Raw genomic sequence first — 17,112 nt, forward strand, 5'->3', positions numbered from 1 at the left:
GGCCTCATCATCACCGGCGGGCGGTCGTGTCGGAGCGGCCGGGCTGGTCCGCCGTCGGGTCGCGGTCCCACTCCGGGTCGACCGCCGGCCCGTACCACGGGTCGTAGCTCTGCGGGGCCTCGTTGATGTCGCCTCCGTGCCCGTCGACGATGCGCCCGATGTTGTAGAGCGACTCGGTGTCGTTGTCGAGGTAGGAGCTGTGCGCGTCACCGGTGTTGCGGTGCCAGGACCGGTCGACGTCCTCGGCCTCGAAGCGGTGGGCGTCGAAGTCCTCCGAGGAGGGATCCGTGCCCAGGCCGATGCCGAGCTTGCCGATCCAGCCCTCGTCGCCCAGGACCGCGACGAAGTCGCGGCTGTCGCGGCCGACGTAGACGTGGTCGGCTCCCGGCCCGAGGTCGTCGGCGTGGCCGGCCGGACCGGCGCCGGGGCTGCCGATGAGCACCACCTCGTCGACGTCGGAGGCGTCGCCGTGCGTGGCGTACGCCGTGGTGGTCGAGCCGTAGCTGTGGCCGATCGCGGTGAGGTGTGCGGGGTCGTCGGGCCGCGAGGCACGCAGGCCGTCGATCGCGTCGGCGAGGTTGCGTCCGCCCTCCTCGGCCCGCCCCTCGCTCAGCGTCGCCAGGTCCGTGGGGCCGTGCGGGGCGTCGTAGCCGAGCCAGAACATCGTCGCCACGCTCGAGCCGTCGCCGTTGTAGCGCGTCGACTCGTAGAGGTTCATCATCCGGTCGGTGTAGTAGGTGGTGTCGGTCATGTCGGTGTTGATGCCCGGGGTCATGACGGCCACGTCGCTCGCGTGGTCCAGGTCGCCGACCGCCACGGCCACCCGGCCGTCCCCGTCGTAGGCCGCCGGGTCGTAGAGCCAAAGCGTGCCGCCGGGACGGAGCGACGGGTCGAGGGGGTCGGTGTAGGCGTCGGCGTTGACCAGCGCGTCGCGGGCCTGCCCGGCGTTGGCGAGGATGCGGCGCTCCAGCTCGGAGAGGGTGCCGTCGTCGTCCTTGGCGCCCAGCCGGGCGAGGTCGTCGTCGAGCATCACGCGGTTGGCCTGGTCGCGCGCGTCCGCCGGCAGTCCGTCGCCCTGCCCGATCCGCTCGGGGTAGGCAGCGATCACCGCCTCGCGCTCTGCCTCGCTGAGGCCTTCCCACCAGCGCCGGACCTGCTCGGGGCTCGCGCCGCTGCCCGGCGCGCCCGGGCGGTTCATGGCGGACTCCGCGATCGGGGGTACGCCGCCGTCCTCCGACAGCGACTCCGACAGCGTGTCGGCCGCCTCGAAGACCTGCCGCAGGAGCGTCTCGTTCTCACGCACGCGGCGCCGCAGGTCGTCGTCGGCCCTCACCAGATCGCTGTAGCCGGCGCGCAGGTCGACCGACCGCTCCCGGAAGGCGGCGATCTCGTTGTCGGTGGCGTCGGTCGCGGCGTTGATGTCGGCGATGAGCTGGGCTCGCCGGTCGTCGAGGCCGCGCTTGCGCTCGACGAGGTCGTCGTGGTCGGAGACCAGGTCGCGCAGGGTGTCGGCGAAGGCCGTCACCCCGCGGGCGACGCGACGCACCGTGGTCGCCATCGCGGCGTGCTCACCGGAGGCCTTCGCGGAGGCCTCCTTGTAGCCCTGGTAGGCGACACCGGCCCAGCTGCCGAGCTCCTGCAGCTCGCGGGAGCGGTCGGCGAACTCCTCGTAGCGCCCGGCCGCGGTGTAGAGCGTGGTGGCGAGGGCGTCGGCGCCGCCGGCGTCACCCTCGGGCCGCTCGAGCCGGGCGGGGACGGACGCGGGGATCTCGATCGTGACGGTCATCGCCGCGGCCCCAGCCGTCCGTCGAGGTCGCTGAACTGCCGGTCGACGGCGTCGTCGGACGTCGAGTAGTCGTCGGCGGTCGCGTGGAGGGCGCCGACGAACCCCTGCGCGATGGCGGTGCTCTCGTCGGCGTACCCGGCCCAGCGCGACAGGAACGCCGTGGCGGCGCCCTGCACGCTCGGCGGCAGCGCCGACGCCGAGGCGTTGCGGAAGTCGCGTGCGGTGGCGTCCATGAGGGACTCCTGGTCCTCCCACCCGTCGGTGCCGGTCCGCAGGCTCTCGAGCTGCCAGATGAGGTGGCTGCCCATCAGGCACCGCCGTCCAGCGCCTCGCGGACGGCCCGGGGACCGACGACGACCAGGGCCGAGCGGACGCGGACCACGACGCGGGAGCCGCTCGGCACGAGCACCTGGACGTCCTCGCGGCCGAGCCGGGCGGGCCGCCCGGCCAGGACCCGCGGGATCCCGTCGGCCGGTGCCAGGACGTGCCAGCCGTCCTCCTCGACCAACAGGTCCCGTGCCCGCCGCAGGGCGCCGGAGGCGACGACCGGGTCGAGCTCGTCGAAGGTCGCGGTGCCCTGCCACCGCAGGGTGCCGGGCGCACTGCCCGCGAACCAGACGTCGTCGAGGTGGGTCGGCTCCGCGTCGACGCCGAGCGCCGCCCAGAGCGCCGCCATCCGGCCGCGCAGCTGCTCGCGGGCGGTCGCCGGGTCCGTCGTCGGCTCGTCGCCGGCGACCTCGGGCGCGGCGGCCGCCTCAGGAGGGAGTACCACGACGTCGACGTCGGGATGCCGGCGCACGACGGTGAACCAGAACGGGTCCTCGGCGACCTGCCGGGCGGCTGCCGCGCCCGTGACGAGGTCGAGGGTTGACGGGTCCGGCACGGCGCCCTCCTGCGGGTCAGGTCGGGACCGGGGTGGTCCCTGTCCCTGACCCTCCCCCGCCGGTGGCGGGTCGAAACGCGGTCAGCCGTGCTTGAGGAGAGCGACGAGGTACTCGCCGTAGCCGCTCTTGCGCAGCGGCTCGGCGCGCTCGAGCAGCTCGTCGTCGGTGAGGAACCCCATGCGCCAGGCGACCTCCTCCGGCGCGCCGACCTTGAAGCCCTGTCGGCCCTCGATCGTGCGCACGAAGTTGGAGGCGTCGTTGAGCGAGTCGAACGTGCCGGTGTCGAGCCACGCCGTGCCGCGGGGCAGGACCTCGACCTGCAGGCGGCCCTCCTCGAGGTAGCGGCGGTTGAGGTCGGTGATCTCCAGCTCGCCGCGCGCGGACGGGCGGAGGTCGGCGGCGTACTCCACGACGTCGTTGTCGTAGAAGTAGAGCCCCGGGACCGCGAAGTCGCTCTTGGGGTGCTCCGGCTTCTCCTCCAGCGAGAGCGCCCGGCCCTCGGCGTCGAACTCGACCACGCCGTAGGCCCGGGGGTCGGCGACGTGGTAGCCGAAGACCGCGGCGCCGTCGAGGTCCTTGAAGCGCAGGAGCGTCGTGCCGAGGCCCGAGCCGTAGAAGATGTTGTCACCGAGGACCAGGGCGGACGTGTCCCCGCCGATGTGGTCGGCCCCGATGATGAAGGCCTGGGCGAGCCCGTCGGGGCTGGGCTGCACGGCGAAGGTCAGGTTGATGCCGAACTGCGAGCCGTCGCCGAGCAGCCGGTGGAAGCCGTCGGCCTCGTGGGGCGTGGTGATGATGAGGATGTCGCGGATGCCGGCGAGCATCAGCGTGGACAGCGGGTAGTAGATCATCGGCTTGTCGTAGACCGGCACGAGCTGCTTGCTGATCCCCTGGGTGATCGGGTGAAGTCGGGAGCCGGTGCCACCGGCCAGGATGATTCCGCGCATGGGAGCACCCTAGGGCCCACAGTCCGCCCGACGACGCGCAGACGGTTTGGCACCATGTGCGCATGCCGTCCTCCCGTCCCACGTCGAAGCGGCGGCTGGTCCGACCCTCGACGGTCGTCGGCGGCCTCCTGCTGCTGCTGGTCGGCCTGGCCCTGCTCGCCGTCCCGTTCCTCAAGGCGCCCGGTCACGCGCAGGGCGCGAGGACCGACCTCGAGGCGGCGCGCAGCTCGCTGGCGGCGGGCGACGTCGCCTCGGCCGAGGCGAGCGTGCAGAGCGCGCGGCGCCACGCCGACGAGGTGCAGGGCGCGATGCAGGGCATCGGCGGCGACATCTGGAGCCTGGTGCCGGTGCTCGGCGAGCCGGTCGCGGACGTGCGCCACCTCGGCAACGCCCTCGACCACCTGACCTCGGCGGCCGAGGTGGCCGTCGGGACGTGGCCGGCCGTCAACGGCAGGCGGGCCACCCTGTTCGGCAACGGCTCGGTCGACATCCCGACGCTCGACCGGCTCGTGCGGGCAGTCGATGCGGTCAGCACCCACCTCGACACCGCCCAGCTCGAGCTCAGCGAGGTCGGCGACTCCTCCGTCGGTGTCGGCACGCGCCTCGCCGACGCCCGCGACGAAGCGACCCGCGTCGTCAACCCGCTGGCCGCCGCGGCACGCCGTGCCCGTCCGCTCACCGACGTCCTGCCCGAGCTCTTCGGCGCCCAGGGCGAGCGGACCTACCTGCTGGCCCTGCTCAACCCGAGCGAGCAGCGCTTCTCCGGCGGCGCTCCGCTCACGGTGGTGCCGATGAAGGTCTCCGACGGCAGGCTGGCGATGGGCGTGGCACGCGACACCTCCGACCCCGACCTCTTCCGCGTCGGCCGCTGGGACAAGGTCGAGGGCAACCCGTTCCACGACGGCAAGCTGCGCCTGTCGACCTCGACGTACGCGCCCGACTGGTCGGTCTCGGGCGAGGAGCTGCTGCGGGGATGGGAGCGGCGCACCGACTCCGAGGTCGACGGCCTCGTGGCGGTCGACGTCGTCGCACTGGCCGACATGCTGCGGATCACCGGGCCTGTCGAGGCCCCCGGCTACGGGACGCTCGACGCCGTTACGTTCACCGAGAAGCTCGTCGGTGACTACGACACCTTCCCCGACAACGAGGCCCGCAAGGAGCTCAACCGCGCGATCGTCCCCCTGTTCGCCGAACGGCTGCTCCAGCCCGGCGACGGCGTGGCGAAGATCGAGTCGCTCCGGGCGTCGGCCCGGGGCCGCCACTTCGCGCTGTGGATGCGTCACCCCGACCTCCAGGCGGCGGTCGCCGACGTCGGCCTCTCCGGGGAGCTCTCCGACACCCCTCACGACTACGTCGCCGTCTTCAACCAGAACACCAACCGGAGCAAGGCGGACTACTGGCAGCAGCGCGACGTGACCAGCGACGTCCGGCTCGCCGAGGACGGGTCGGCCCGCGTGCGGCTGACCGTCTCGGTCCACAACGACTCCCCGCCCTACGTCCAGCCGTTCCCGGACCCCCGCGCCGGGACCTACGTCACCAAGTGGAACGGCATGACGATCGGCGTGTTCCTCCCCGAGGGGGCCGAGGTCACCCGTGCCGTCGCCGGCGGCACGCCCCAGGGCACCCGCGTGTTCGACTACTACGGCCGCCCCTACAAGCTGCTGCGGCTCACGCTGCCGCCCGGCGCGACCCGGGAGGCGGTGCTGGAGTACGACGTGCCGGCGGCCGCGGTCGCACCCGGCGACGGCACCGTGACCTACCGGCTCGACGCGACTCCCCAGGGGCTGGTTCGTCCGCAGGCGCTGTCGGTGACGGTGCACTGGCCCGAGGGCTACGACGTCGACGAGCTGCCGGAGGGCTGGACGCGCACGGGCCGCGGGGTCGCGTCGTACTCCGACCCCGGCCTGGTGACCCAGCCGGGGTTCAGCGTCACCGGGTCGGTCGCTGCGGCCGCTGCGCCCTAGACTCCCCCGCATGGAACGCCTTCTCGTGACCGGAGGCGCGGGGTTCATCGGGTCGAACTTCGTGCACCACGTCGTGAACCACACAGATCTGCACGTCACGGTGCTCGACAAGCTGACCTACGCGGCCTCGCGCGAGTCGATCGCCGGGCTCCCCGAGGGCCGGGTCGAGCTCGTGGTCGGCGACATCGCCGACGACGACGCCGTGGACCCGCTCGTCGCGGCGCACGACGCCGTGGTCCACTTCGCGGCGGAGTCGCACAACGACAACTCGCTGCACGACCCGAGCCCCTTCATCCGCACGAACATCCTGGGCAGCTACACGATCCTCGAGGCGGTCCGCCGGCACGACAAGCGGCTGCACCACGTGTCGACCGACGAGGTCTACGGCGACCTCGAGCTCGACGACCCGAAGCGCTTCACCGAGGACACGCCCTACAACCCGTCCTCGCCCTACTCGGCGTCGAAGGCCGGCTCCGACCACCTGGTCCGCGCCTGGGTGCGCAGCTTCGGCGTCCGGGCGACGGTCTCGAACTGCTCGAACAACTACGGTCCGTGGCAGCACATCGAGAAGTTCATCCCGCGGCAGATCACCAACGTCATCGACGGCATCCGTCCCAAGCTCTACGGCTCCGGTGAGAACGTCCGCGACTGGATCCACGCCGACGACCACTCCTCGGCCGTCCTGGCGATCCTCGAGCGGGGCCGCATCGGCGAGACGTACCTCATCGGCGCCGACGGCGAGAAGAACAACCTCGAGGTGGTGCGCCTGATCCTCAGGCTGATGGGCCGGTCGGAGGACGACTTCGACCACGTCACCGACCGCGCCGGTCACGACCTGCGCTACGCCATCGAGTCCGGCAAGCTGCGCCAGGAGCTGGGCTGGCAGCCGAGGTTCCAGGACTTCGAGTCGGGCCTCGCCGACACGATCCGCTGGTACCAGGAGCACGAGGACTGGTGGCGCCCCCACAAGGACGCGACCGAGGCCAAGTACGCGGAGAAGGGCCAGTGAGCCTGCCGTCCCTCGAGACCACGCCGATCCCGGGCCTCGTCGTCGTACGCCTCGACCGGCGCGACGACGACCGGGGGTTCTTCAAGGAGAACTGGCAGCGCGAGAAGATGCTCGCGATCGGGCTACCGGACTTCGGTCCGGTGCAGAACAACGTCTCGTTCAACACCGACCGGGGCGTCACCCGGGGCATCCACACCGAGCCGTGGGACAAGTTCGTCTCCCTCGCGACCGGCCGCGTCTTCGCCGCCTGGGTCGACATGCGGGAGAAGGACACGTTCGGGACGACCTTCACCCTCGAGATGGACACCTCGGTCGCGGTCTTCGTGCCGCGCGGCGTCGGCAACAGCTACCAGACGCTGGAGGACGCGACGGCCTACACCTACCTCGTCAACGAGCACTGGCGCCCGGGCATCGCCTACCCGGCCCTCGCGCTCGACGACCCGACGGTCGCGATCGACTGGCCGATCCCGCTGTCGGAGGCCATCGTCAGCGAGAAGGACCGCGGCAACCCCGCACTCGACCCCGCCACCGCCATCGCCCCTAAGCGGACCCTCGTCCTCGGCGCCGGGGGCCAGCTCGGCCGCGCCCTCGCCGCGGCGTTCCCCGGAGCCGACACCCGCACCCGCGCGGAGCTCGACGTGAGCGACGCCGAGGCGGTGGCCGCGTTCCCCTGGCACGAGTACGCCGTCGTGCTCAACGCTGCGGCGTACACCGCCGTCGACGCCGCGGAGACGCCGGAGGGCCGCCGGGCGGCCTGGGCCGCCAACGCCTCGGCGCCGGCGACGCTCGCCGGGCTGTCCCGCCAGCACGCCTTCACGCTCGTGCACTACTCCACGGAGTACGTCTTCGACGGCACGGCGCCGCTCGCACCGGGGCACTCCGAGGACGAGCCGCTGTCCCCGCTCGGGGTCTACGCCCAGTCGAAGGCCGCCGGCGACCTGGCGGTGGGCCTCGCGCCGCGCCACTACGTGCTGCGCACCTCGTGGGTGATCGGCGAGGGCAGGAACTTCGTGCGCACCATGCAGGCGCTCGCGGAGAAGGGCGTCTCGCCCAGCGTGGTCGAGGACCAGGTCGGGCGGCTGACGTTCACCGAGGAGCTGGTCCGCGCCACGCGGCACCTGCTGGAGACCGGCGCCGCGTTCGGCACCTACCACGTCTCCAACGGCGGCCCCGCGATGTCGTGGCGCGAGGTCGCCCAGGCCGTCTTCGCCCGGTCCGGCCGGCGGGCCGAGGACGTCTCCGGCACCACCACGACGGCGTACGCCGAGGGGGTGTTCGCGCAGGGCAACCCGTTCGCGCCGCGCCCGCTCAACTCGGCGATGTCGCTGGACAAGCTCCGCGCCACCGGCTTCGAGCCGGAGGACGCGATGGCCGCCCTCGACCGCTACCTGGGCCGGCCCGGCACCTAGCGGGGCGAGGTCACCTCGCGGAGGGCGGGGCGGACGTCGGCGAGGTAGACGAGCGCCGCGATGGTGAACACCAGGCTGATGATGTTCAGCGGCGACCCCAGCAGGATCAGCTGCGCGGCGAAGCCGAGCCCGGTGATCGCGCACCACGCCTGCTTGGTCAGCTTGCCGGCCGCGTCGTAGGCCTCGGCCGACCACGTCAACGAGCTGACGAACGCGAAGCCCTTGATCGCGAGCAGCACCACGAGCACGACGAGGAAGAACGTGCCCTGGACCTCGTAGATGTTCACCGCACCAGAGTAGGGGAACGCAGGAAGGCCCCCGTCCGCGCGGACGGGGGCCTCCTGCTCCGGAACGACTGCGGGCTGCGCTCGCGACGGCCGGCTCGCGTCAGTCGCCGACCTTCTGGGCGGCGTCGGTGACGGCCTGCGCGGCGCTGGCAGCGGTCTTCCTCGCCGCGGCGGCGGTGTCCTTCGCGCTGCCCCCGGCGGCGCTCGTCTTGCGGGCGGCCGTCCTGCGTGCGGTGGTCGCTGCGGCCTTCTTGGCCGCGGCCTTCCGCGTGGCCTTCTTCGCGGTCGGCTTCGGGGCCGGCGCGACCTTGGTGGCAGCGGTCCTGTCAGCGGCGTCGGCATTCGCCTCGGCGGCCTCCCTGGCCTGCGCGGCGGTGGCCTTGGCTCCGGCGACGGTGGACCGCGCCGAGGAGACGGTGGCGGTGGTCGACTCCTGGCGGCGGATGCGACCCACCAGCGACTCGCCCCGCTTGACCAGGTCGGCGTAGGCGGCGTTGGCGGCCGCGACGTTCTCCCCGAGCAGGCTGGAGACCTGGGTGGTGATCTTGGCCGGGTACGTCCTGGCGCCGGCCCGGAGCTCGGCGACCCGGGCCTCGACGGCGGCGCGCTGCACCCGGGCGTCCAGCCTCTGCACGGCGGCGACCCGCTTCTGCACGTCGCCGACGGCCTCACGGACGGCCTCGACGGCGAGGTCGGTCGCCCCGACCCCGGCCAGGACGGGCTTGAGGGCCTCGGTGACGTCGAGCTTGATGTCGAACCTGCTGGGCATGTGGTGCTCCTTCTGCTGCGGGGCCCGGGCGGATCTCACTCGGGCGGGTCGGTGGGTCGTGCGGTGGTGGCCTCGGGAAGGTCGTTCAGCGCGAGGAACGACGCGTAGACGTCGAGGAGCGAGTTCTTCTGCCGCTCGGTCAGGCCGGTGTCGGCGAGGATCGCGAGCTCCACCGATCCGGCCTGTCCCGGATCGGGGTGGACGATCCCGGCGCGCACGTAGAGCTGCTCGGCCGAGACACGGAGCGCCCGCGCGAGCTGCTGGAGGACCTCGGCCGACGGCTTGCGCAGGCCACGCTCGATCTGGCTCAGGTAGGGGTTGCTCACGCCGACCTGGTCGGCGAGCTGCCGCAATGACAGTTGGGCGGCGAGGCGGTGCTCCTTGAGGTAGTCCCCGAGCGAGCCGATCGAGCCGGCGACGGCCTTGGTGGCCCGGTCGCCCGCCTTCGTGCTCCTGTCCTTGGCCATGCCTCCCAGTGTGCTAACAACGGTTAGCAGCCGCAACCCCGCAGAACGGTGAGCAGCCCCACAAAAGCCATCCCTATCGTGATGGAAGGCGCTAGCTAGAAGGCAGCACGGATCTCGCCGACGGGCTTGCCGCCGCCCATCAGCGGGAGTCGGCCGGTGGCGGCAACGGCGGCGGCGTCGACGCCGTCCTCCTCGAGGACGCCGGACCGGCGCAGCGCCTCGGCCATCAGCACGGGTCGCACCCGCGCCGCGCCGTCGTCTGTCTTGAGGGCCCACGCCCGCCCGTCGGGCACGGCGACGGCGTAGCAGGACTCGGCGCCGGCCTTCCCGATCAGGCCGGGCACCGCGCGGTGCAGCGCCAGCTCGTCGCGGGTGGTGCCGCTAACGAGCTCCGGGTGGCGCCTGATCGCCTCCGCGACCCGGTGTGCCGGGCCGTCGGTCGCCGTGGCGAGGTGGGCGAAGGCGCGGGCGAGCCCGGTGAGCGAGGTGGCCAGCAGCGGGGCGCCGCAGCCGTCGACGGCGACCGCGGCGACGGGCTCCCCGGTCACCCGGGCGAAGGTGTCGTGGATCGCGACCTGCAGCGGATGGGCGGGGTCGAGGTAGGTGGCGGTGTCCCAGCCCCGGGCGACGCAGGTCGCGAGCATCGCGGCGTGCTTGCCGGAGCAGTTCATCAGGATCGGCGCCCTGGCTCCGCCCGCGCGGACCACGGCTTCCCGGGCGGCGTCGTCGAGCGGGTAGTCCGCCGGCGTCTGCAGGGCGGACTCGTCGAGCCCTGCCGAGGCGAGCGTGCGGCGTACCCCCTCGACGTGGAACGGCTCGCCGGAGTGGGACGCGCACGCGAGCGCGAGCAGGTCGTCGGGCAGGTCCAGGCCGAGGTCGACCATCGCGAGCGCCTGGAGCGGCTTGTTGCACGACCGCGGCAGGACCGGTGCCGCGACCTCGCCGACCGACCACTCGACGGTGCCGTCCGCGGCCAGTGCCACCACGGACCCGTAGTGGTGTCCCTCCACGAACCCCGACCGGACGATCTCGGCGACGACGGGCAGACCAGCGGCGGCGGCAGACGACATGGGCGCAGGCTACTTCTCGCCCGGGTGAGAGGATGCGCGGGTGATCCAGCACTGCCCGACGCCGACCGAGCTCGACGACCTCGAGCTCCTCGCCTCCGGCGCCTACGCGCCGCTCCGCCGTTTCAACGAGCCGGGCAGCGTCGTCACCCTCCGGCTCCCCGAGGGCGTCGACGAGGCGGAGCTGGTGGACCCGGAGGGGCTGCCGCTGGCGCGGGTGTCGGCCGACGGGTCGCTGGAGCCGCTGACCCACGCGCAGTACGGCCCCTTCCGCCGGCTCCACCTCACGCCCGCCGAGGTCCGTGCGCAGCACGCCGGCGCCACCTTCGTCCCCGTCGCCGATGCGCTCACCGACGGCGACCTGGCGCAGCTGCGCGAGCTCGGCCGCGTGGTGCTGCTGGCCCTGACCGGCACCGGCACCGCCACCCTCTCCCCCGTCGCCCTGGTCCGGGCGAGCCTCGCGGCGGCCGAGCTGCTCGGCGACGCGACCGTCGTCGCGGTGCCGTTGCCGTCCCACGGCGACGCCGAGGCGGACCACGCCCTCGGCACGCAGGTGGTCGCGACCTACGCCGGGGGCGACCCCGTGCGTGCCCTGGCGGACCACGACGGGGACCTGCCGGCCCCGATCGCCGCCATCGTCGACGAGGACCGGCCCGCGGCTGACGAGCAGGGCCTCGTCCTCTTCTTCACCGGGCTCTCAGGGAGCGGCAAGTCCACCCTCGCCCGCGCCCTGATGGACCTGCTGCTCGAGCGCGGCGGCCGCACGGTCACCAGCCTCGACGGCGACGTCGTACGCCGCCACCTCTCGGCCGGGCTGACCTTCTCGCGGGCCGACCGCGAGACCAACATCCGCCGCATCGGCTGGGTCGCCGCCGAGATCGCCCGCCACGGCGGGGTGGCGGTGTGCTCGCCCATCGCGCCGTTCGCCGAGACGCGCCAGCAGGTGCGCGAGATGGTGGAGGCGGCCGGCGGGGCGTTCTTCCTCGTCCACGTCGCGACGCCGCTCGAGGAGTGCGAGCGTCGCGACCGCAAGGGCCTCTACGCCAAGGCCCGGGCGGGCGAGATCCCCGACTTCACCGGGATCTCCTCGCCCTACGAGGAGCCCGAGGACGCCGCCGTCCGCGTCGACACCACCGGCCGCTCCGTCGAGGACGCGCTCCACGACGTGCTGGTCGCGCTCGACGAGTCCGGCCACCTCCACCTCACGGGCGGCCATGCCTGAGCCGCTCCGGGTGCTCTTCGTGTGCACCGCCAACATCTGCCGCTCGCCCACGATGGAGCTCATCGCCCGCGACCTGGCCGGCGACGCCGACATCGTGTTCGGCAGCTGCGGCACGCACGCCCGCGACGGCCACCCCATGGACGCCGAGGTCGCCCCGACCCTCCCCCCGACCCTCGCGCCGGGGGCGGGCGACGGGTTCCGCAGCCGGCTGCTCACCGCGCAGCTGCTCGAGGAGTCCGACCTGGTCCTCACGGCCGAGTCCGTGCACCGCCAGCACATCCTCGACGACTTCCCGCAGCTGCACCGCAAGGTCTTCACCCTCGGCCAGTTCGAGGCGACCATCGCCGACCTGCCCGGCCTCAGCGGACGCGAGCTCGTCGAGGCCGCCGGCCAGCGGCGTGCCCCGACCTCGCCCGACCACGACGTCGCCGACCCCTACCGGCGGGGCAGGGCGGCCGCCACGACGGCGACCGGCAGAATCACTGCCATGCTGAGCGTCGTCGTACCCCGACTCCTCGGAGACCGTTGATGCTCGAGCTCCTCACCGTCACCTTCTTCTCGATCCTCGCGGCCGGCTTCTTCGTCGGCATCGTGGTGGGGCTCACCGGCATGGGCGGCGGCGCCCTGATGACGCCGGCGCTGATCTTCCTCGGCGTGGGCGAGGCGGCCACCGTGGTGACCGCCGACCTCACGGCCGCCGCCGTCTACAAGTCCGGCGGCGCGCTCGTGCACAAGCGCGAGGGCTCGCCCAACATGAAGCTCGCGATGTGGCTGATGATCGGCTCCATCCCGATGGCCCTGCTGGGTCCGCACCTCGTGTCGTGGGCGGTCGATCCCGAGGACATCGACGAGACGTTGCTGCTGTGCATCGGCTTCGCCCTGCTGCTGGCGGCGGCGACGTACGCCCTCCGGCTCTACCTCAACCTGCTCCGCGTGCGCGGCGGCGAGCACCCCGACGACAACCCCCGACTGCGCCCGGTGCCGACCCTCCTGGTCGGCGCGCTCGGCGGCCTCCTCGTCGGCATCACCAGCGTCGGCTCGGGCTCGGTGATCATGATCGCGCTGCTGATGCTCTACCCGGGGCTGTCCGCGGTGAAGCTCGTCGGCACCGACCTGGTCCAGGCCGTCCCGCTGGTGCTGGCGGCCGCGGTGTCCAACATCGTCCTGCACGGCATCGACTGGGGCATCCTCGTGCCGCTGCTGCTCGGCTCCGTCCCGGGCACGCTCATCGGCTCCGCGCTCGCGCCGCGCGTCCCGCAGTCCTTCATCCGGCGCGGCATCGTCGTCGTGCTGACGATGAGCGGCGTGGCGCTGCTCGACAAGGCCGGCTGGGCGCCGCTCGGCAAGGAGGAGACCCACCCCATGCTCATCGCCGGCGTCGGCATCGCGGTGCTCCTCGTGCTGCCGATCGTGTGGGGCTTCATCCGCAAGCAGCAGGGCCTGCCGATGTTCGGCTCGCCCACCATCGCCCAGCTCGAGGACCCGTCGTACCGTCCGGGGCTGGTCGGCATGAAGAAGGTCGACGGCTCGTAGGTGCCGGCGGGCGTGGCGCCGGCGGGCGCCGGCGGGCGTCATCGAAGCCGTTGCATGACGGTGGCGCCTGGCGCGCACGGACGTCATACGAGGCCGCACCTATAAGCGCCGGTTCGTATGACGCTGGGCCGCCCGCCGTCTGCCGCCCGCCGGCGCGCGGAAGTCAGGACAGCCCGAGCAGCTCCCGGCACTCCGCCGGCGTCATCGGGGTCCGCTGCGCGATCCGGCCCAGGTCGACGGCGCGCGAGACCAGCTGGGCGTTGGACTCCACGGGTACGCCGCGGCTGATGGTGAGCACGTCCTCCATGCCGACGCGGAGGTGGCCGCCCATCGACAGCGAGGCGAGGGCGACCGCGAGGGTGGAGCGACCGATGCCGGTGGCCGACCACGAGGTGACCTCCGTGGGGAGGGCCGCGACGCCGGCGACCAGGGCCGGCGCCGTGCCGGGCATGCCGCCCGGGACGCCCATGACGAAGTCGACGTGGACCTTGCCGCCGGCCGGGACGCCGTACTCCCGGACGAGCCGCCCGAGCGCATGGACCTGCCCGAGGTCGAAGAGCTCGAACTCGGGGGCGACGCCGCGCTCGAGGGCGAGCTGGTAGAGGTCCTTCACGAAGGGCCACGGGTTGAGGAAGACGTCGTCGCCGAAGTTCGTGGTGCCCATGGTGAGGCTGCACGAGTCGGGCTCGGCGTCGAGCACCCTCAGCCGCTCGTCGAGCGGGTCGTGCACCGAGCCGCCGGTGGAGAGCTGCACGACGAGCGAGGAGGACGAGCGCACCGCGGCCACCCACTCGCGCAGCAGACCCTGGTCGAGCGTGGGCTGGTGCGAGGTGTCGCGGACGTGGATGTGGATCATCGCCGCGCCGGCCTCCTCGCACTCGGCCGCGGTGCGCGCGATCTCCTCGGGGGTGGTGGGGAGCTGCGGGCAGTCGGCCTTGGCGGTCTCGGCCCCGGTGGGGGCCACCGTGATCAGCAGTGGGTCAGCCATGGCGGCATCCTTGCACCATGCGCGCCGTCATCCAGCGGGTCCTCTCCGCCACCGTCCGGGTCGACGGGGAGGTCGTGGGCGAGCTCCACCGACCCGGCCTGCTGGTCTACCTCGGGGTCACCCACGACGACGGCACCGCCGCGGTCGCGTGGACGGCCCGCAAGGTGTGGGAGCTGCGCCTGCTGCGCGACGAGCAGAGCGCGAGCGACGTGGGCGCACCCGTGCTCGTGGTCAGCCAGTTCACGCTCTACGGCGACGCGCGCAAGGGCCGCCGACCCACGTGGCAGGCAGCCGCACCGGGCCCGGTGAGCGAGCCGGTGTACGACGCGGTGTGCGCCGAGCTCGTCCGCCTCGGCGCGCACGTGCAGCGCGGCCGCTTCGGGGCCGACATGCGGGTCGAGAGCGTCAACGACGGTCCGATCACCCTCGTCCTCGACAGCCCCTGACCAACAGAAACACCCAAGGTTCCCTCAAGCCCCTGCGCCGCCTCCCGCCACCAGGAAGCATCGTCGCCGTGACCAACCTGCCGCGCCGGTGGTGGCGCAGGACCCGCTGTCGGCTCAAGCACGGGCAGGCCTGCCCGCACATCGCCCGCTACCACCGCTGACCGCCCGCTGGTCGAGCAGCGAGCGACCCCTCTGCTGGTCCAGCAGCGAGCGCAGCGAGCGTATCGAGACCCCTACTCCGGCCCGGTCTCCCACACCCGCGCCCAGTCGACCTTCATCGTCTCGGGCAGCTCGCCGTTGAAGCGGGGCAGCTCGTAGTCCGACGACAGGAGGCTGAGGATGAGGAACTCCTCGCGCCCCGACGTCGGCCCGTCGAGCCGGTGGGTGACCTGGCCGTCGATGCGGAAGACGTACTCCTCGGGCGTCCACTCGACCGAGAAGACGTGGAACTCCTCCGCCCAGTCCTCGCCGTACTCCTCGAGGTCCTCCACCCAGCCGCCGTCGGTCTGCTTCTCGCCGTCCTCGTCGAGGTAGTAGGTGAAGCTGGTGAGCCCGCCGAGCGGGTGGTCGTCGCCGAAGTACTCCATGACGTCGATCTCCGCGCCGCCCTCCTCCGGGCCGCCCGCGCTCTGGCCGCCGGCCGCCTGCAGCCAGAACGCCGAGTGCTGGCCGCGCGCCGCCTGCGTCTTGATGCGCGCCGCGGCGAAGCCGTAGGTGAAGCCGTACACGCCCTCGGTGCCGACGTGGCCGTTGAGGCGGTAGGGGAACTGCTTGCGCCGACCTGGCAGCCGGCACTGCCCAGACGCGTCCTCGTCCTCCAAGACGCTGAGGCGCAGCACGCCGTCGCCGACCTCGGCGGCCGAGGCGTCGGCCCGCGAGCACGTGCGTACGCCGATGTAGCCCTGGTCGCGCGTGAACCAGCTGCCGCCCTCGGCGTCGACGGTGTCGGAGTCGAAGTCGTCGGTGAAGGTGGCCTCGGGAGCGTCGTCGGTCGAGACCTCCGTGCCGATGGCGTCGGCGCCGTCGCCGACCACCACGTGCAGCTCGCCGGACGACCGGCTGGTCAGCGCGACGCGGCCCTCGTCGTCGGTCTCCTCCTCGTCGACCTCGGCCCACCCGTCGTCGGTCCTGGCGACCAGCGCGACGGCGGTGCCGTCCTCGGCGTCCGCGACCGTGACGTCCACGACCCACGCGGCGTCGTCGGCCGCCTCGACCTCCGCACCGGTCGCCGCCAGCTGCGGCAGCACCCGTGCGCGCACCGCGTCGCTCCGCTCGTACGACGGTGCGCCGCCGTCGCCGTCGCCCGACGAGGAGCAGGCTGACAGGAGAACTGCACCGGCGAGCCCGGCGATGAGTGCTGAGCTTGAGAAGCGCATCTCTTCAGTCTCCCCAACGGCCCCGGAGGGCACCAATCGGCCATGGCTGCAATCGGCCACATTCGTGACACAGGAGCCGTTCCGCTCCCCGGCCGCCGACATAGCCCTCCCGTCGGTGACCACCAACCTCATCGCCATGTCCATCGGCTCGGACGACAGCGTGTACGGCTCCAACGCGTTCGGCCTCCCGCTGCGACGCAACCTGGCGGGCTTCACGGGAGCCGATGAGGCCGGCCCGACCCTCGCCGCCGCTGGGCAGGGGATCACTTCGGCACCCGCTCCGCCGAGGGGTTCGTCGCGGTCACCGGCAACATCACGAACAACGTCGGCGAGCTCTGGTTCTCGACCTCGTGGTCGTCGAGCTGGGCGAAGGTCGAAGACATCCGCAACGTCGAAAACTTCACGATGTCCCGCCCGGTGGTCGACCCGATCAACGGCGGCACCGTGCTCGTCGTTGGTGAGTACGCCTCCGGTGGCACTCAGGCCCGCGACCTGTGGCTGTCCCGCGACAGCGGCCAGACGTGGACCGGCGTCAACCCGATGGCGGCCGTGGACACCGCGAGCAACACCCACTGGCACGCCGCCTGGTGCAAGGTCGTCGACGGCGCGTTCCTCATCTACGCCGCGCACGGCGACAAGGCCAACGCCTAATTCGGCTACACCGACGACGACGGAGTCAGCTGGACCGACCTCCCGCCCTCGGGCTGGAGTCGGCCTACGACTACGCACAGCCCCCGTCCTTGCCCCACTCTGGCACCGTGTCGCCAACTGCGGCGACGCGGGCGGGCGGGGCATGGACACCGGCGTGCTGATGACCGACCCGGGCTCCGAGGAAACGTGGCTGGCGCACCACGGCGCGGCAGGCGTGCCGGACTTCTACCAGTGGCGTCGCGGGCCTGGGCGGGCGACGGTGACCTGACCGCCAACATCACCTTCACGCAGGCGACCGGGTTCTACA

Annotated in this window: 18 protein-coding genes; 8 read left to right on the plus strand and 10 right to left on the minus strand. The window is 72.8% G+C overall.

Annotation, left to right across the window (positions count from 1 at the left end; all coding sequences use genetic code 11):
• Positions 1 to 10 precede the first annotated feature (10 nt).
• The 4 genes from J3P32_RS06135 to rfbA form a co-directional block, all read right to left on the minus strand.
• Complete coding sequence (locus J3P32_RS06135) at positions 11 to 1,786, minus strand: alpha/beta hydrolase (protein ID WP_210438931.1); 1,776 nt, start codon at positions 1,784 to 1,786, stop codon at positions 11 to 13.
• Complete coding sequence (locus J3P32_RS06140) at positions 1,783 to 2,094, minus strand: hypothetical protein (RefSeq protein ID WP_210438932.1); 312 nt, start codon at positions 2,092 to 2,094, stop codon at positions 1,783 to 1,785. The genes J3P32_RS06135 and J3P32_RS06140 overlap by 4 nt, the downstream gene beginning before the upstream one ends.
• Complete coding sequence (locus tag J3P32_RS06145) at positions 2,094 to 2,669, minus strand: hypothetical protein (RefSeq protein WP_210438933.1); 576 nt, start codon at positions 2,667 to 2,669, stop codon at positions 2,094 to 2,096. The genes J3P32_RS06140 and J3P32_RS06145 overlap by 1 nt, the downstream gene beginning before the upstream one ends.
• Before the next feature lie 81 nt (positions 2,670 to 2,750).
• On the minus strand, positions 2,751 to 3,617 hold the full coding sequence (gene rfbA / locus J3P32_RS06150; protein WP_210438934.1) for a glucose-1-phosphate thymidylyltransferase RfbA: 867 nt from the start codon (positions 3,615 to 3,617) through the stop codon (positions 2,751 to 2,753).
• Positions 3,618 to 3,679: 62 nt separating this feature from the next.
• Between rfbA and J3P32_RS06155 the strand changes: the two genes are divergently transcribed.
• The 3 genes from J3P32_RS06155 to J3P32_RS06165 are packed head-to-tail and all read left to right on the plus strand — an operon-like array spanning position 3,680 to position 7,999.
• Positions 3,680 to 5,581, plus strand: coding sequence for a DUF4012 domain-containing protein (locus tag J3P32_RS06155; protein ID WP_210438935.1), 1,902 nt, complete (start codon positions 3,680 to 3,682; stop codon positions 5,579 to 5,581).
• Between the two features lie 10 nt (positions 5,582 to 5,591).
• Positions 5,592 to 6,590 carry a dTDP-glucose 4,6-dehydratase gene (gene rfbB, locus J3P32_RS06160; RefSeq protein WP_210438936.1) on the plus strand — a complete coding sequence of 333 codons (999 nt, stop codon included), beginning with the start codon at positions 5,592 to 5,594 and terminating at the stop codon, positions 6,588 to 6,590.
• Positions 6,587 to 7,999, plus strand: a complete 1,413-nt coding sequence (locus J3P32_RS06165) for a sugar nucleotide-binding protein (RefSeq protein WP_210438937.1) — start codon at positions 6,587 to 6,589, stop codon at positions 7,997 to 7,999. Before rfbB ends, J3P32_RS06165 begins: the two co-directional genes overlap by 4 nt.
• Here J3P32_RS06165 and J3P32_RS06170 read toward each other — a convergent pair.
• The 4 genes from J3P32_RS06170 to J3P32_RS06185 form a co-directional block, all read right to left on the minus strand.
• Positions 7,996 to 8,286: a DUF2516 family protein gene (locus J3P32_RS06170; RefSeq protein ID WP_210438938.1), complete on the minus strand. Its 291-nt coding sequence runs from the start codon at positions 8,284 to 8,286 to the stop codon at positions 7,996 to 7,998. The two genes, J3P32_RS06165 and J3P32_RS06170, sit on opposite strands and share 4 nt — an antisense overlap.
• Before the next feature lie 100 nt (positions 8,287 to 8,386).
• Entirely contained in the window at positions 8,387 to 9,055 is a 669-nt protein-coding gene (locus J3P32_RS06175) for a hypothetical protein (protein WP_210438939.1), read from the minus strand.
• Positions 9,056 to 9,090: 35 nt separating this feature from the next.
• A complete protein-coding gene (locus J3P32_RS06180) occupies positions 9,091 to 9,522 on the minus strand; it encodes a helix-turn-helix domain-containing protein (protein WP_210438940.1) in 432 nt (143 codons plus the stop codon).
• Between the two features lie 95 nt (positions 9,523 to 9,617).
• Positions 9,618 to 10,592 carry an asparaginase gene (locus J3P32_RS06185; RefSeq protein WP_210438941.1) on the minus strand — a complete coding sequence of 325 codons (975 nt, stop codon included), beginning with the start codon at positions 10,590 to 10,592 and terminating at the stop codon, positions 9,618 to 9,620.
• Between the two features lie 40 nt (positions 10,593 to 10,632).
• Between J3P32_RS06185 and cysC the strand changes: the two genes are divergently transcribed.
• Genes cysC through J3P32_RS06195 form a run of 3 tightly spaced genes read left to right on the plus strand, consistent with a single transcriptional unit; the run spans position 10,633 to position 13,344 of the window.
• Complete coding sequence (cysC, locus tag J3P32_RS18410) at positions 10,633 to 11,811, plus strand: adenylyl-sulfate kinase (protein WP_307807745.1); 1,179 nt, start codon at positions 10,633 to 10,635, stop codon at positions 11,809 to 11,811.
• The gene (locus tag J3P32_RS17725) at positions 11,804 to 12,340 is read left to right on the plus strand and encodes an arsenate reductase/protein-tyrosine-phosphatase family protein (RefSeq protein ID WP_246849932.1); all 537 of its coding nucleotides are present in this window, start codon (positions 11,804 to 11,806) and stop codon (positions 12,338 to 12,340) included. The genes cysC and J3P32_RS17725 overlap by 8 nt, the downstream gene beginning before the upstream one ends.
• Entirely contained in the window at positions 12,340 to 13,344 is a 1,005-nt protein-coding gene (locus J3P32_RS06195; RefSeq protein WP_210438942.1) for a sulfite exporter TauE/SafE family protein, read from the plus strand. The genes J3P32_RS17725 and J3P32_RS06195 overlap by 1 nt, the downstream gene beginning before the upstream one ends.
• Before the next feature lie 163 nt (positions 13,345 to 13,507).
• On the opposite strand, the gene J3P32_RS06200 is transcribed toward J3P32_RS06195, so the two are convergent.
• Positions 13,508 to 14,332, minus strand: coding sequence for a BKACE family enzyme (locus J3P32_RS06200; protein ID WP_210438943.1), 825 nt, complete (start codon positions 14,330 to 14,332; stop codon positions 13,508 to 13,510).
• A gap of 17 nt (positions 14,333 to 14,349) precedes the next feature.
• On the opposite strand from J3P32_RS06200, the gene dtd reads away from it, so the two are divergent.
• Positions 14,350 to 14,778, plus strand: a complete 429-nt coding sequence (gene dtd / locus J3P32_RS06205; RefSeq protein ID WP_210438944.1) for a D-aminoacyl-tRNA deacylase — start codon at positions 14,350 to 14,352, stop codon at positions 14,776 to 14,778.
• A 233-nt stretch (positions 14,779 to 15,011) separates the two neighbouring features.
• Here dtd and J3P32_RS06210 read toward each other — a convergent pair whose 3' ends face one another.
• Complete coding sequence (locus J3P32_RS06210; RefSeq protein ID WP_210438945.1) at positions 15,012 to 16,154, minus strand: glycoside hydrolase family 16 protein; 1,143 nt, start codon at positions 16,152 to 16,154, stop codon at positions 15,012 to 15,014.
• Positions 16,155 to 16,559: 405 nt separating this feature from the next.
• Between J3P32_RS06210 and J3P32_RS06215 the strand changes: the two genes are divergently transcribed.
• On the plus strand, positions 16,560 to 16,805 hold the full coding sequence (locus J3P32_RS06215; RefSeq protein WP_210438946.1) for a hypothetical protein: 246 nt from the start codon (positions 16,560 to 16,562) through the stop codon (positions 16,803 to 16,805).
• Positions 16,806 to 17,112 lie beyond the last annotated feature (307 nt).

This window comes from Nocardioides xinjiangensis (assembly GCF_017916385.1).
Classification (GTDB): Bacteria; Actinomycetota; Actinomycetes; order Propionibacteriales; family Nocardioidaceae; genus Nocardioides; species Nocardioides xinjiangensis.

Bases quoted from the DNA above. Each gene is read 5' to 3' on its own strand.
- J3P32_RS06135 (WP_210438931.1), bottom strand. From the start codon at position 1,786: ATGACCGTCACGATCGAGATCCCCGCGTCCGTCCCCGCCCGGCTCGAG.
- J3P32_RS06140 (WP_210438932.1), bottom strand. From the start codon at position 2,094: ATGGGCAGCCACCTCATCTGGCAGCTCGAGAGCCTGCGGACCGGCACC.
- rfbA (WP_210438934.1), bottom strand. From the start codon at position 3,617: ATGCGCGGAATCATCCTGGCCGGTGGCACCGGCTCCCGACTTCACCCG.
- J3P32_RS06155 (WP_210438935.1), top strand. From the start codon at position 3,680: ATGCCGTCCTCCCGTCCCACGTCGAAGCGGCGGCTGGTCCGACCCTCG.
- rfbB (WP_210438936.1), top strand. From the start codon at position 5,592: ATGGAACGCCTTCTCGTGACCGGAGGCGCGGGGTTCATCGGGTCGAAC.
- J3P32_RS06175 (WP_210438939.1), bottom strand. From the start codon at position 9,055: ATGCCCAGCAGGTTCGACATCAAGCTCGACGTCACCGAGGCCCTCAAG.
- J3P32_RS06180 (WP_210438940.1), bottom strand. From the start codon at position 9,522: ATGGCCAAGGACAGGAGCACGAAGGCGGGCGACCGGGCCACCAAGGCC.
- J3P32_RS06185 (WP_210438941.1), bottom strand. From the start codon at position 10,592: ATGTCGTCTGCCGCCGCCGCTGGTCTGCCCGTCGTCGCCGAGATCGTC.
- J3P32_RS17725 (WP_246849932.1), top strand. From the start codon at position 11,804: ATGCCTGAGCCGCTCCGGGTGCTCTTCGTGTGCACCGCCAACATCTGC.
- J3P32_RS06195 (WP_210438942.1), top strand. From the start codon at position 12,340: ATGCTCGAGCTCCTCACCGTCACCTTCTTCTCGATCCTCGCGGCCGGC.
- J3P32_RS06200 (WP_210438943.1), bottom strand. From the start codon at position 14,332: ATGGCTGACCCACTGCTGATCACGGTGGCCCCCACCGGGGCCGAGACC.
- dtd (WP_210438944.1), top strand. From the start codon at position 14,350: ATGCGCGCCGTCATCCAGCGGGTCCTCTCCGCCACCGTCCGGGTCGAC.
- J3P32_RS06210 (WP_210438945.1), bottom strand. From the start codon at position 16,154: ATGCGCTTCTCAAGCTCAGCACTCATCGCCGGGCTCGCCGGTGCAGTT.
- J3P32_RS06215 (WP_210438946.1), top strand. From the start codon at position 16,560: ATGTCCCGCCCGGTGGTCGACCCGATCAACGGCGGCACCGTGCTCGTC.